14 protein-coding genes are annotated in these 13862 nt (G+C 60.4%); 1 reads left to right on the top strand and 13 read right to left on the bottom strand.

The window, feature by feature from the left end; all coding sequences use genetic code 11:
* Nucleotides 1-59: 59 nt before the first annotated feature.
* On the bottom strand, nucleotides 60-1235 hold the full coding sequence (locus KIG99_RS07725; RefSeq protein ID WP_226459633.1) for a hypothetical protein: 1176 nt from the start codon (nucleotides 1233-1235) through the stop codon (nucleotides 60-62).
* Between the two features lie 374 nt (nucleotides 1236-1609).
* Here KIG99_RS07725 and KIG99_RS07730 point away from each other — a divergent pair, with 374 nt between their 5' ends.
* Nucleotides 1610-2500 carry a hypothetical protein gene (locus KIG99_RS07730; protein WP_226459634.1) on the top strand — a complete coding sequence of 297 codons (891 nt, stop codon included), beginning with the start codon at nucleotides 1610-1612 and terminating at the stop codon, nucleotides 2498-2500.
* Between the two features lie 33 nt (nucleotides 2501-2533).
* Here KIG99_RS07730 and KIG99_RS07735 read toward each other — a convergent pair whose 3' ends face one another.
* From KIG99_RS07735 to repC, 12 genes are all read right to left on the bottom strand, one after another.
* The gene (locus KIG99_RS07735) at nucleotides 2534-3229 is read right to left on the bottom strand and encodes a hypothetical protein (RefSeq protein WP_226459635.1); all 696 of its coding nucleotides are present in this window, start codon (nucleotides 3227-3229) and stop codon (nucleotides 2534-2536) included.
* Between the two features lie 7 nt (nucleotides 3230-3236).
* The gene (locus KIG99_RS07740) at nucleotides 3237-3734 is read right to left on the bottom strand and encodes a hypothetical protein (RefSeq protein WP_226459636.1); all 498 of its coding nucleotides are present in this window, start codon (nucleotides 3732-3734) and stop codon (nucleotides 3237-3239) included.
* Nucleotides 3734-3895: a hypothetical protein gene (locus KIG99_RS07745; RefSeq protein ID WP_226459637.1), complete on the bottom strand. Its 162-nt coding sequence runs from the start codon at nucleotides 3893-3895 to the stop codon at nucleotides 3734-3736. Before KIG99_RS07745 ends, KIG99_RS07740 begins: the two co-directional genes overlap by 1 nt.
* Nucleotides 3896-4218: 323 nt before the next feature.
* Nucleotides 4219-4665, bottom strand: a complete 447-nt coding sequence (locus KIG99_RS07750; protein ID WP_226459638.1) for a hypothetical protein — start codon at nucleotides 4663-4665, stop codon at nucleotides 4219-4221.
* Between the two features lie 4 nt (nucleotides 4666-4669).
* Nucleotides 4670-4981 carry a hypothetical protein gene (locus KIG99_RS07755; RefSeq protein ID WP_226459639.1) on the bottom strand — a complete coding sequence of 104 codons (312 nt, stop codon included), beginning with the start codon at nucleotides 4979-4981 and terminating at the stop codon, nucleotides 4670-4672.
* Between the two features lie 107 nt (nucleotides 4982-5088).
* Complete coding sequence (locus tag KIG99_RS07760) at nucleotides 5089-5511, bottom strand: hypothetical protein (protein WP_226459640.1); 423 nt, start codon at nucleotides 5509-5511, stop codon at nucleotides 5089-5091.
* A gap of 477 nt (nucleotides 5512-5988) precedes the next feature.
* Nucleotides 5989-6480: a hypothetical protein gene (locus KIG99_RS07765; RefSeq protein ID WP_226459641.1), complete on the bottom strand. Its 492-nt coding sequence runs from the start codon at nucleotides 6478-6480 to the stop codon at nucleotides 5989-5991.
* A 22-nt stretch (nucleotides 6481-6502) separates the two neighbouring features.
* A complete protein-coding gene (locus tag KIG99_RS07770) occupies nucleotides 6503-6985 on the bottom strand; it encodes a Csu type fimbrial protein (RefSeq protein ID WP_226459642.1) in 483 nt (160 codons plus the stop codon).
* Between the two features lie 46 nt (nucleotides 6986-7031).
* On the bottom strand, nucleotides 7032-9239 hold the full coding sequence (locus KIG99_RS07775) for a fimbria/pilus outer membrane usher protein (RefSeq protein ID WP_226459643.1): 2208 nt from the start codon (nucleotides 9237-9239) through the stop codon (nucleotides 7032-7034).
* 11 nt (nucleotides 9240-9250) lie between these two features.
* Nucleotides 9251-9847, bottom strand: coding sequence for a fimbrial biogenesis chaperone (locus KIG99_RS07780; protein WP_226459644.1), 597 nt, complete (start codon nucleotides 9845-9847; stop codon nucleotides 9251-9253).
* 58 nt (nucleotides 9848-9905) lie between these two features.
* Nucleotides 9906-10454 carry a transglycosylase SLT domain-containing protein gene (locus KIG99_RS07785; protein ID WP_226459645.1) on the bottom strand — a complete coding sequence of 183 codons (549 nt, stop codon included), beginning with the start codon at nucleotides 10452-10454 and terminating at the stop codon, nucleotides 9906-9908.
* Nucleotides 10455-10492: 38 nt separating this feature from the next.
* On the bottom strand, nucleotides 10493-11497 hold the full coding sequence (repC, locus tag KIG99_RS07790) for a replication protein C, IncQ-type (protein WP_226459646.1): 1005 nt from the start codon (nucleotides 11495-11497) through the stop codon (nucleotides 10493-10495).
* Nucleotides 11498-13862 lie beyond the last annotated feature (2365 nt).

Genomic DNA, 13862 nt, shown 5'->3' on the forward strand with positions numbered 1-13862 from the left:
TGAAAAAGAACAGAGCCGAAAAACCGGCCCTGTATTCATGCTCCTTTCGTTGCAGTCGTTTAAAGGTTAGCCGACAGGCTGAACATCAGGCGGTTCTTGTCGGTCGCATCATTTTCCAGCGCACGTGCGAAGCCCAGGTGCCAGTCCACCACGCCAACTGCGTTGACTTGAGCCGAGCCCCGCACACCAACCTCGACCGCCGACGCCTTAACATCAGTTCGGCCGGACTGCATGCCCACGCCACCAGAGATACCGGCGTAGGCGCGAGCGCCGCCCGTCATTGCAGGTGAAAAGAGCTTCACACCGGCTGACAGGCCCGACGGAGCCGCCTTGGCGCCGGCTGCATAGCTGGCACCTTTATCCGGGCCGCCCAGGGTGAACAGCGCCGGCGCCGGGGTATTGTCACCCCCAATTTGCCAGGCGCCGGAGACCAGCAGCCCAAAGTCGTGCGGCAGCGTTTGACCGGTGGCAATCTTGCCGCTGGCGAGATTGAAGCCTGCTCCATCCGTGCCTGCCGTACCGTGCTCGACGTGCAAGTCCCAGTTAGAGTCGGCAACCACACCCAGCGCGGTAGCTGAGACGGTGGTATACGAGTGCGACTCGCCGCCCAGGGTGTAGCTCACTACGCCGCCGCGGCCCTCCACGGCGAACGGCAGGTTGCCCGCCGTATGTGCCGGCAGCTGGCCGATAACGCCGTATTTCGTGATGGCCAGCGACTGCACCGTTTGGCCATCGGGGCCCGTGCGGCCCATCGGCACCGGAGCCGGCACCAGGGTAACGACCGGGCCCGCCACAGTTGAAGAAACAGAAACAGAGGGACCAGCCTTGGGCATGTCACCCACTGCCATACCCACACGGCGAGACACTTCCACGCCCACGAGACCCCGACCAACTGGCGTTCGCAGCTGGCCGCTCAGCTCTCCGAAACGCTGGTCCAGAACGGCATCCTTGACCAGGGTGGTGCCCACATTCACATCATAAACAACAGCACCAGCCCCACTGGCGGTGCCAGCAGCAACGGCACCCGAAAGCTTAGCGGCGACCAGGTTCTTGCCACTGTGGAACGGGGCAACATCCGACGCCAGCACGGCAACACGAGCGCGGGAACCGGCCAGTGCGGCATTAAGCTTGGCAAAAGCATCCGGCTCAGCCGTAGCGGCAGCCGGAGCGTATATAGCGGCCGGAGCCGGGGGGGCAACGAGTTCATCAACAGGCGGGGTTACATCCATAGTCATTACTGGTACTCCAAGGGTTTAGGTACATGCGTATAACCACTCGAAGCCGACCATAGGCGCTGACCCAAAAAAAATGCCACCCCGTTTTTAGGCGGGGAGGCATGGCCAGGACACACACACTGCAAGGTACTACGGAGGAGGAAACAACAGGCACTGCAAATTCGATGAAAAGCATTCTACACGAGCGCGCTCCTTATGTCAATAATAAAACATAAGATATTTATGTTTTTAAGCGCCCATAAGTCCGGGCAAGTGGTTATACGTAAGTGTCAACCACACAAAAGGACTTGCCGGCGACGCCGGAGGAAATAGCGAGACAACTGAGTGACTAACCCGCCCATCCGGGCAATGGCGATAGCCGGCATGAAACACGCATGCCAGCACTCAACTGGACCGCTACCCCTGAAGCACAAGCCGCTGCACGCGAAAAGAAAGCAGCTAACGTTGGCGCCGCAAAAGAAGGTGCCGCCCGCGAACGTCACGTTGTCGAGCGCCTGAAAAAGCGTATCAACGTCCCTTGCGTCATCTTCACGCAAGGCTACGCAGCAGACGACGAAACTGAGCGCAAAGGCGAATTGCCTACCGACGCCGGCTACGAACCCAGCATTGCCGACTACCGCATTGAGCGCGTTCACAAAGACGTGCCGGCCCGCGTTCACGTGGAAGTCACGGGTAGCTCGAGCAAGTACATGAAAGTCGGCATGCACTTCTGGATTCGCATTGAGAAGCTGAAGCAATCGCAGCGCACTGGCGATACCAAATACTACGCCCTGCATTACGACAACTTCGGCTTCGGTAATGGCCGCGTTGAGCCCTGGACCGCGTATTTTCACGTCCCGGCGGACGCTTTCGACCTGTCCGGCACCGTTGCCGACATCGAGGCGCGCTACAACGACCGCCGCGGCGTACACGTCCGCTGGAGCAACCAGCAGGCTTTCCTTGCCCTGCCCTACGATACGGAATACCGCATCACTGAAACGCAGGTTGTTGCTGATATTGAGCGCATTCTCAACAAGGCCTGGTTTGACGCTAAGCTGGACGCTGAGACCCAAGCCGCCGACGCCGCATGGCACGCACTGCTGCAAGCCGACGCAGCCAAGCTGGAAGCCCTGAATTTGGACTTCATGGCCCGCCGCATGAAGCTTACCTGGCGCGACAACGCAGTCCAGACGCTGAATGCCGCTGAGCAAAAGACGCTTCAAGCCATCGGTTCGCTGAATACCCCGGACCTGCTGAAAAGCTACGTTGCGGCCATCAACGCCTAACAAAGAAACGCCAGCTAACCCCTGGCGTTGTTGTTAAAGCATGGCGACGGGTTGCGCTGAAATCAGCGGACGGAGCGGCGCAATCAAGGCCTTATGCCACTGCCACCCCTTCCCCTCTGGATTAACTGCAACGTAACGCTGGCCCAGTGTAAAGCGGGACGCCAGCGTAGGCACAAACCGCGGCCCCACTGTTGTAAAGAGCAGAATGCCGCGCCGGCCGCACTTCCCGTAGACCGCCAATTCGACGAGAGTGCCGCAAATCACCGGCGTCTCCGGCTCCGGCGCATTGCACGTCATCAGCGATTTGTAGCGCTCAGCCCACCGCTTGTGCAGATTGTAGAAGCCGCTACGGCGCGCTTCGGCAACGCCATGGTGCACGAGATACGGCAGGCGCACACGAGCCCCAGCGAGATAGTCCGCGCCAAAAGAGCCGATACCGGAGCACTTACCGGCGTGTTCAATGTCCGCGAGAATTTGAGCATCGAGCACCGCGGGCGCGAGGTTGCCCGTCACGTAGCCATCGGCATGGTCAAGGTAGCAAGCGACATCACCGGCATAGAGCAGGCGCGGCGAAACGTGCGGGCGCACCACATCGTCAACCGTGCGGATGAGTGCCACATCGTCTTCGGACGCGACAACAAGCCCCAACGGGTAGCGGTCAAGAGAAGGTGCCGCTACGCGTTCGAAATCACGAAGTGGCACAGGCAGCTGCGAGGTGATAGTTAGCATTTCCATCCTACCCATTGATAACACCACCACCGTCCCGCGTAGGGGCCTTGCCCAGCAGTCGCCAGCCGTAACGCTGCGCAACCAGCGACAACGCATCGGACGGGTGAATATCCGACGGGGCAATATCGCGGCTTTCCCACACGCTGGCTTCACGAGCTGCGGCGGTGATAGAGATAACCGCCAGCTCAGCGACATCCTGCGCATCCGAAGCAGGACCAACGATAAGCACCTTGCCCGGCGCCAGCGTTGCCGCAGCGGCAGCTACGGCGCGCGAGCGAGCAACGAGGTACACGCGGTCTTCGGCGTTTGCAGCTTCAATCGCGCACTGGACGTTATCAGCGCGCAAATCAAGCAGCACAACACTGGCGGGCGTACTATCAGCCGCAGCACACGAAACAGCGGCAGCGGCGTACGGTGGGGCTTTCTCTTTCTCACCAGCCATAGCCGCGCGAGCAGAGGCCGCCAGGAGCATGGCGGCAATCAGGGCGTAAACAAGCGGGCGCATCAGGCGGCCTCCTGGACCGCGGCAGCAATGAGCGGCGCGGTGGCAGAGCCCACTGCGATACCGGCAAGCACGGCGACATTGAGCACAATCACCAGGTAGCCGGCGGCTTTGGTAACTGCGAGCAATGAGTCAAATTTGGAAAGGGTTTTTTGGTGTGGCATCCGTTAATCCTTGAATGTAGTTAGGGCAGATGAGCCGGTATAACCACTACCGCCACCCCATAGGCGCCGCACGCGGCATGTCCTGTAATTGAGTAAATGAGTAACTACCGGACACAAAAAGGCCGCTGACTTTCGCCAGCGGCCCGTTTGCTTGTCATAGCTAATTTGTCCTTCAAAGAACTCCCAATGCCCTTACGTATAACCACATCCGGCTGACCATAGGCGGTGGGGGTGCAGTTATTTAGCGGTCACGGGTCAACTTCGCCATAGGGGTTGCTGCTGGACCACACACCATGAAAACCGCCCCGGAGGGCGGTGTGGGGTTACTTCAGTTCGGCGGCGTACTTGTGGACCAGCTTCTTGCCCGCGGCGGCCATGGCTGACCGGTCCAGGCCCCACAAGGGGCTCTTCTTCAAGTCGTAGGTTTTGCCGTGCTCCAGGTACATGAAAATGTAGTAGCCAAAGGTGGTGCCCCGGTTATTCAGGCCATAATCCCACGACATGCACATGTAGTCAGAAGACCAGTCGTCGATGAGTTCATACAGGGCGGCATCCGACAGAAAAGCCAGCTCAGGCAGCAGCTCACGCGCGTCCGGGATATTTTCGGCAATGTCTTCGGCTTCCGCCCAGGCATCCTTCAGACGCTCGATGAGCCGGGCTTGCAGCTCGGGCGAGCGGGCCAGCACTTGAAACGGCAAGGCCGGGACTTCCTGCTCAAGGCCAAGTTCTTCGACACCGAGGTATTTTTGCAGGTTGAGCGCAATAAGCATGGCGTTAGGCCTTCACGTCAGAAACTTCAGTGAAAACAGACCACCCTACGACGGCGGCGTACTCAGCTTGCGTAGCGGCGTCGACATCGGCAATTTGCAAACCATCAGCAACTTGCAAAACGAGTTTGCCTTGGTATTCGGCCATCAGGCGGTCCAACTGTTCCGTGGAAGCGATGCCGACCGGCGCGTGGCCACCGCACTGGCGGGCCCAGGCAGACGTTTGCGGCTCAGCAGCGGGCCGCGGGATACTGATATAGCCTTCGTGCGAGTGCAGTTCGCGGACATCGGCGGAGTTGATAGAAGCGGTGTGAATCATAGGTGTTACCCCTTGTGGTTGATAGATACTTCCGTATAACCACTTAGGCCCACTCATAGGCGCCACACACCATGAAAAACCGCCCGGGAGGGCGGTGGGGGATTCGCTTAAAAGGTGGCGGTCACCGTCACGGTTATTTTCGGACCTTCGGTTTCAGCATCCGGCCAGCCGTTACCATCCGCTTTAGTCAGCACGTAAAGGCAGTAGGGGCACATGCGTTGGCGAAGCGTAGTTAGTGCGCCAGCGCCGTCTGCGCCAGTCAGCACGTCGTGCGCCGGTGTGCCGGTCAGCCACTCAGCCAAGGCGGCCGAGCCGCGGTCAAAGACGGCAGCGCAAATAGCTTTCGGAGACAGGCGACCTTCGGAATGCAGCTTGGCGAGCATCGCGTGCAGCGTAATGGCAGTTATATGGTCGAAATACTGCTTCGAAGGGTTGTCGCTCGGCTCATCCGGCAGCAGGGCGCCGCGCAGGGTGTCAATCGACGGGAAGTGCAGGCCTTCATAGCAGACGACGGTTTGGGCTTGGGTCATGAATACTCCAGGTGGGTTATAGGCACTTGCGTATAACCACTCGGTCTGTTCCATAGGCGCTAGACCCCATCGCCAGGGTGGTTGCGTGAAATCGGCTACTGCGCTGGCGCGCGAGAGCAGCATCAACCCCATTGGCGAGCCAACCTATGCCACCGGAGGCACATAAGAAAAAAGGGCTGCCATCGCTGGTAACCCTTTCCCAACCGGCCGCTTGTACATAGCCCGGTTTACGCCTACGGCCATACCCCCACATAAGGCGCCGTGTTGAGTATAGACACATTATGTTTTCGGGCTGGCTATAGAAAGAAGAAAGGGCCCTGGTGGACCCTTTCCCAAGCTTTCGCTTGTAGGCAACATCGGCGAATGTGCGCTGATACCGTATAGGTCACCCGTCGTAAACCGCCCGCCATTCGAGCTAGGTCTCCTTAACGAAAAAGGCCGCCCTCGCGGACGGCCCGTTTTCGGCACACATCACTATCAGTACGAAATGATGAGATTGGCGGTGCGCGATTGCAGCTGACCTGAGTGCGCAAAACCGCCGCCGGCAGCCTGGCCTGCGGCCTGGATGTAGATGCGAGCATCTGCGCGTCCGCCGGTGTAGTCGCCAATCGGCGTCGTGCCGCTGATGCCCGGGCCGGTCGCCAGCGGCAGTGAGTAGCCGGCATCGGACCAGAGCGAGATGGTTACATCTTCGACGCCGCCGCCATCGAGCGTCGTGGCGACAGTGTCAGCGTCCGATTTAATCGTCCAGGCCACGCCGTCGTCACACCAGGCCATGACATCCACATGGGTGCGCGAGGGCTGGGTGACATCAACCGGTGTCAGCGAGACACCGGGGATGCTCACCCATTCGCACGACGGAACGACTTCGAGTGAGATTGGTACGTCGACAGACAGCGTCACGGCACTGGCCGAACCGCATGCAACGCAAAGAGCAGCAGCGGCGACGAGAGATTGCAGATATTTCATAGTGGGTATCCTTGAGTTGGGGTTAGTACACAATGGTGAATGCGTTGCTAAACAGCAGGTTCTGCACGCCGTTCGTTGGTACACGCAGTTGCGCGCGCAGAAAAATGTTGGTGAGCGTAATCGGCTCATCGACACCAGTGCCGGTGCGAGTCAAGCCGTCACCGACAAAGGTGCCGTCAGCCGAATCGATTGCCGAACCTAGGCCTAGCTCGTACGTCTGCGGGCCTACCGTTTTGATGATGGTGTGCACAGGCACGCCAATGGTGTACACCGTGCCCGCAGAGCAGTTCACGTGCAGCGTCAGACCGAGCTGCTGGCCGCCGCCGACCAGCAGGTCTTGCGAGCGCAGTGTGCCGAGGTTGAGCGCATCCGCAGACGCAGTGCAACTGGCGCCGACCGTGCCGCCGATTGGCAGCGGGGCTGTCATCTGGTCAGCGTTTGCGGCGCCGGCAACACCACAGGCAAGTGCTGCGGCAAAGAGGGTTTTGGTAAAAAGGTGCTTCATAGGAAATCTCCTGTTGGTGGTAAAAAAAGGTTGGGGTTGGGTTGGGTTAAAGGCACGCTGCTTTGAGTTCGGTCCCGATTTCAATTCGGTCGGGGACTGTCAGCTCGACAGCGCATGAGCCAGCTCGACCGGAATGCCGGCCGGGCTGAAGGTCTTCGATGTAGTAGCCACCGTCGGCCATGCGCCAGCCTTGCTGACCAGCCATGACGAGCACGGGAGCCGTAGCGCCAGCGATGTCGACAATGACGCCGGGACGCTTGACCGGCAGGACGACTCGGGTCGGGGCGCCGCGGAACGGGGCGCCCCGACCCGAGCTGGTGGCCAGGATGGTGGCCGGCAGGGCGTCCGATGCAACCGTATAGGTGTTGTTCACGTACCCGGCGGCCGGGGCAATGGCGATGCCGTCGCTATTGGTCTCAGCGACCACGCGATGGTTGTGCATGACCGGCACACCCGACTCGTTGACCGGCAGCTCGACGATTGCGTAGCTGTCGTAGATAGTGCGGGCGAGGTGCGCGGCGCCATTAGCTAGGACTACAGCGCCAGAGGCTTGCACCGAGCTGGTGCTCACGGAGCGAGTACCGCCGGTCGTGCGGCCAACAGACGCGGACACTTCGCCGGCCAGACCTGCATACCCTACATCGACGCGGTCGTAGACCATGCCGGACTCATAGGAGGTGTGCTGCGCTTGTGCCTGGACGCCGGTGTAGTCGCGGCGGGCCAGCTGCAACGCTTCAGTGATATAACCGCTGCCATTGCTCGTGCGATTAGCGGTGACCCGTGTAGACACCCGGTCGAAGCTGTACGTCGCCATAGCAAACACGCCGCTGGCTGGCTTGTCGCCGGTCATGCTGCGCTCGGCAGCCACTGAGACTGACAGCTGATTAGTAAGAGAGGCATTGACGCCGAGCGAGGTGCGCTTGCTCGCACCGTACGTGGCGTGCGCGGCCACGAGGCTTACCTGGTCAGTGACACGATAAGACGCAGTGGCGCTCACCTGGCGTTGCAACTGGCGGTCGTCAAAGTCGACGTGTTTGCCCGGCTGCACTGCTTGCACAGCAAGCGATACAGCGCGCGACGAGTAAGCGTAGCCCGCCTTTGTCAGGACGCCCTGCCCCTGGTCGCCTGCGGCGATAGCGGCGGTCAGCGTGCCAAAGGCGGTTGCGTAGGTGCCCGTTGCGCCGAGGCGGCGATGCGTAGCCGTGCCTTCAGCGTGGCCTTCGAGCGTAATGTAGTCGGTGACACCGCGGGCATAGGTCAGGCTCGCCACAGGAGCAGCTTGCACGGGCTGTAGGAGGCTGGTGCCGCGTTGCAGCATACCGGCTTCGACGGCGTACTCGGCCAAGCCTGCGCGGAGGTTGTACGGGGCGCCGATGAGCTTGGTTGTAATCACCTGCTGTGCGCCGGACGCATCAGTCACGACGGCAGACACAGTGCCGCCGCCGGTGTACGGCAAGCGAAGGTTGTCCAATTGGAACGGGCCTGCATTGAGCTCAGTCGAACCAGCGGAGCGGCCGTCAACGTACAACTGCGCCGAGCCGACTGCGGTAGCCAAACCGTCGAAGCGCGCAGACGGGCTGGTCAGGTGCCCCGGATTGAGCGAGCGGTCAGTCCTGTACTGCACGCCGACGAATCGGCCTGCCGCACCCCAGGAGCCTGCGGATGTGTAGCTTGAGCCGAGGCGAAGCGTCGTGCGCTCATCCGGCTGGCGCAGGCTAGCAGACAGCGCGCTGACATTCACCGGGCGATGCGTGCCGTAGCCGACTACGCTGTTGACCAGCCAGCCGCTTTCGGTCGATACGTTGCCATCCAAAAGGACATGATTAGTCGGAGCATAGTCACCGACCCGGGTCTGCCCAATGGTGTAGTTCACAAAGGCACCAGCTTCTGACTTTGCTTTGACCTTGCTCGATGCAAAGCCAACTGTAGTGACCGTCAGCGGCAGCTTTTCGACGGGTAGCTTCAGCGCGGCGGTCAGTGCTGCGGGATTCACAACCAGCTCGCCAATTGAGTGCAGGTCGCGCCATTCGACACCGTCGATGATGGCCGGCATGAAATCGCTCGGGGTCAGGCCCAGAGCGCCCAGGTCAGCATCGGTCGCGAAATAGCGACCGCCTTCGGCATGCACAAGCATGTCTTTAGCCGGGGTACGCATGCCGGTAACGCTGACGCTCAGCAACATGTCGTCAGCCCAGGCGCTGCCCGCCAGCGCAAGCGCCAGTGCAGCAATCAAGGGTTTCAGAGACGTGCGCATTCACCTGACGCTCACTGCACTTTGTATTCGCGGCGGTCGCGCGACACGACAGAGGTCACGTCCGCAGCAGCGTCGAGCTTGCCGGTAGAGTGTGGCAGGACATAGAGCATTGCGTTTTTGTCGCCCGCTGCGGACCGTGTAGCCGCAATCAGCTCAGTCTTGTCGCCACTGTTTGTGACGACCAGCGAACCGCCGTCGCGATGGACGGTAATGACCGGCGCGGCAGCTTTGTCCGTCGAGAGAATAAAGACCGGGACCGAGAATGACAGGCTGCCACCTTCGACGGCGCGGACAAACAGACGATAAGTGCCTTCCGTCTTAGCATGCGGCACCCGAGCCAGCACTTTGATGGCTTGGCTTTCGCCCGGCTGCACCGTGAAATGCGGGGGATACGCCAGGATTTCGCGGGTCGGGGTGACGCCGTCTTGCGTCCACTTCTGCGCAATGACTTCGTAGCGCGACACACCCGGCTCAGACGACTTCAGTTCAAACGTCTGCGACTGACCAGCGATATCAACGCGAATAAGCGTCGGGCCGGTAGCTTGAGCGGAGCCAGCGAAACCGGCAAGGGCAATTGCAGTAGCGAGGATGAGTTTGGCAGGGCGCATGATAAATAAAGAGTGGTTGTTGCTTACGTATAACCACTCAGCCCTATCCATAGGCGCGCTACGCATCAGTTTTTTGGGTTCGGCCGGAACGCCCCGCTAGTACCGCACCTATCGTCTTGGCGTAGCGCAGCACCGCCGTCGAGTAGGTGTTTTTGGTGGTCCCGTTGTACTTCTTCAGGGCACGGTGAACGTCACCGTCGGTGGCGTCGAGGTAGCTCGCCAGCACTGCGGCGCCGACGTCAAAGTTCTCCGCCAAAGTGGTGATGCGCACCTGGCCATCCGGGAACTTATCCGCATGCCATTTGCCCGCCACTTGCATGACGCCGAATGGTTTGCGCGGATTACTGCCGCCGCCGGGGTTGCCAACATCGTGCCGAAAAGCACTCTCCTTGGCCGCCACCGCCAGAACCAGGGCCGGGTCCACATCATGCTTCTCGGCCGCAGCAAACGCGGCGGTAGCCACATCAGTGGCGTATTTAGTAGGTAGCTGCCAGACGGCTACTAAATAGCCGGTCACCCGCGCATAAAGGCTTGCCGGCGGGGCTTCATCAGCCGCGTGGACAAGCGAGGTAAAACAGAACATAAGGGCGAGAAAAAGGCGGCGCATACGTTTCCGTATAACCACCGCCAAGGAGTTATAGGCGCTTAGGCCGCCAGTGCCGCCGCCCGAGCGGCCTTCAGCTCAGCTTTCTTGGCCGCCAGGGCTTCGTAAGTCCAGCACGCAGCCGGACGGGTAATCACCACCAAGTCTTCAGCAGCGCCTTTTTCGATGTCGATAGCCCAGCCCAGAGTACCCAGCACTTCAACCGCATCACCCAAGGCAGCCTGCTGGCGGCGCTCCGCCTGATAGTCGCCCAGTTCAGTGCGCTGGCGCAGAATAGCCAGGTCATGCGCTGCCCTGTCAGCAGGGTACAGGTAGCCATACAGTGTCGAGGCGTGAAATTTACGAGTGCCCTTGTCATTGATGATTGCGCACAGGCGCTGATGCAAGATACGGGCGGCGTGGTCCGTGCCCAATGCCTTGAGTTCGGCAGCCGACATCCGGGTATCTTGATTAGCCGAGCCCGTCAATGCGGCGGTCAGCAGCGGGTTGAGCGCCACGTGCAGTGCATTTGTGCGGCCTTCACCAGTGTTCGTATACGACAGCAGGTGAAACGACTCGTTAATATGCGGCTTACTGGCGTCAGCGGCAACGGACAACGTAACGCCGAACAGACGGTCCAAGCTGGCACCAACCTGCGTAACGTAGGTGTTATTGACGGGCATTCCGACCAGTTGAAGCAGGTGGGATACTGAGCATGTTGCGTACGACAAGTCGACGGTGGGTTCGGAGGCAGCCAGCTTCGAGCGCAGCTCAGTGGCCACGTCATCCGTAGCATCGCTATCTACATGGCCTGCATTGCCCACAGCGACAAGCTCAAGAGCCTGCAAAATGGCAAGGTCGAAGCCACACAGCAGGTAACCGCCAGTCACGCGGACAAGCTTGTCGCCGTGGCGGTGCTCGACGCGGAGCGCAATCTGATACTTTTGCGGGTCCAGGTCGCTTACTGAAATATTACGGAACAGGCCCGGCAACAGAGCGAGTTCAGGGCTGCTCATGATGAATTGAGCGGCAACTTTACGGCGGGCTACGGTGGTCTTGATACGCATGGCAGTCTTTCAAAATGAGTGGTTGGTACTCCGTATAGCGCCACCCATGCAAAATCCAGACAGACCTGAGTTCGGTTTTGACAATTATGAGTTTTCGTGACAAATCCGAGTTTTCATGACAAACCTGAGTTTTTATCGTGACAATCGTGATAACTTCATGACAAACCTGAGTTTTACCGTAACAAGTCCGAGTTTCTCGAAATTGCAAACCCTTGTGGCACAAGGGTTTCCGGGCGTTTGCAAAATCCGCCCAGAGTATCCATACCTATCCATACCCCCCCTTCATCCATAGCAACCCCGCCACAGCCCGCACGGCTTAGCCTTTGCACACCGCTGGCAGCTGCAATCACGAAGTGCCGCCGCCCGGCGCCCGAACATGTAACGTTCCTCCTGTCCGCGTTGGCGCAACCCCATCTATCGTCAGGCGTCGTCTAAGACTGCTGCGGCATCCATTGCTACGCCCCACCTACATACCAACCGACCAACGGACCAGGGGACAGCACGCCATACCTAAGGCTTGCCCCACCCCTTCAAAGGGCAAGCCCACCTACTACGCATCCGCAGACGGTTTTCAAGTAGCGTGAGCTAGCGCCCAACCAACGGGACGGGCGCGGTCCAGCAACTCTTTGGCGAGCCGACCCATGAGCGCTACCGACCATCAAGTGCTACCCCATCTTTTATTTATGCGTACCGCCCCGGCGCCTTTCTATAAATGAAATCGCGCCAGGAGCCTGCGCCACTAAAACCCATCACCATAGGAGTCGTGCCGCACGCACACGCTACGGCCGCCGTCCCGGCTACATGGCCAGAGCAGAGACCGCTCGCCAAATAAGAGAGACTGGCAACCGAACGACCCGTAGGCCACCGCGTGCGGTCCTGCTTCCTGGCCTTACGCGAACGCCAGGTAACTACCCATCCGGCTTGCCCTTTCCGGCCCGTGCCCACGGCCAGCCGTAATCACGAAGTGCGTCCAACCGCCGCCCCACCCTCGTTCTACCCAACCCAACCCGACCACCTATACTCATGCCCCACTCGTCAGGGTTCTTATGCGGTCAGCCGCCCACTTCCGTTTGCCACCGTTATGCTTCCGCAGCGAGTTCCACTGTGTATCGCCGCAACGCGTGATAATCACGAAGTGCCGACCTACGAACCCCACCCACCGATACCCCAAAGCAAACCACCACTCACAATCCACCGTGTAGCGAATACCCGCCGCAGCACACCACCCGCGAGCCCCGGGGTACAGAGCCGGCTTGCCCTATCATCCCTACGCCCCTGCCACCCTAGGCCCGCAGGCCGCAGGCCGTAGGGCCGTCATTGACGAGCGACAGCGCAGGGAGGTGGAATAGCCGCAAGGCCCCTTCGAGCGTGGAGACCACTCAGCACCCCGGACCGGAGCTACCCATCGCTTCACCAACGAGCAGCGCCAGCGGGCCAGTAGCTTGCACGCCGGCACGGTGGGCAAGGTGCTGGACGCGGCAAGCGCGACATCCACCCATCGCACTTCGAGCGCGAGGTTACCCGGCAATCCGCCGGGCCATCCTTCGCCACACAGCCGGGCAAGCCGTCACCACCTGAGCACCTGCCGAGGTGCGCCAGCCTATGCTTCCCTGGCACCCGTAACCGACGCATAGCAGCTTCCACAGAACACGCAGCGAGCGACGCCCAGGGCACCTACCCGGATTAGCCGGAAGGCGCTTAGAGAGCGTAGGCGGTACGCTGGTGGACAGGTGCGAAGGCGGAGTACGTAGCATCCGGGAGCGAAGGCGGAGCGCCCCTACGCTTGCGACAGGCCAGCTTCCAGTTCAGCTTCTAATCTGGCTTCCAAGCCAGCTTCTGGCGCGGAGGCGCGTTACCCCCAAATCGCCCCGGATTCAGGGGTGGCTACGGCTATGCCATTGTGCTGGCGGCTTCGTAGGTCGGGGGGGCTTGCTGCGGAGCAAGTGGTCATAGGGGTACTGGCGTTCACGAGTAGGTTACCCCCCCTTGCTGGACCTAAGAGAGTCATAGGGGCCGCTCACTGAATGACATTACGCCGCGTTCAAATGCAGGGTTACGGGGTAGGTGGCCCAGGCACCCGCCGACGCGACACCTGGACATCGTAGGTAGCCTGGTGCGGGTTACAAGGGGGCTAATCCGCGTTTAGGGCACCGGCCCGGCAGGCCTGTTTTAAGGGCGCTGGCTTGCTTCATTTCGCCCACAAAAGCCACCCCACCTTGTGGGCTATTCCGCACCATCCCAAGCCCTTGCCGCACGTCCTGCTACACCCAAGAACCACTGCCCGAATAGCTGGTACGCGTTGCGGCTAACTGCCACAAGCCGCACGTCAACGAACCGGGCAGGGGTTGCGGAAGAGTGCCCGAGG

Origin of the sequence: Quatrionicoccus australiensis (genome assembly GCF_020510425.1) — a bacterium.
GTDB lineage: Bacteria > Pseudomonadota > Gammaproteobacteria > Burkholderiales > Rhodocyclaceae > Azonexus > Azonexus australiensis_A.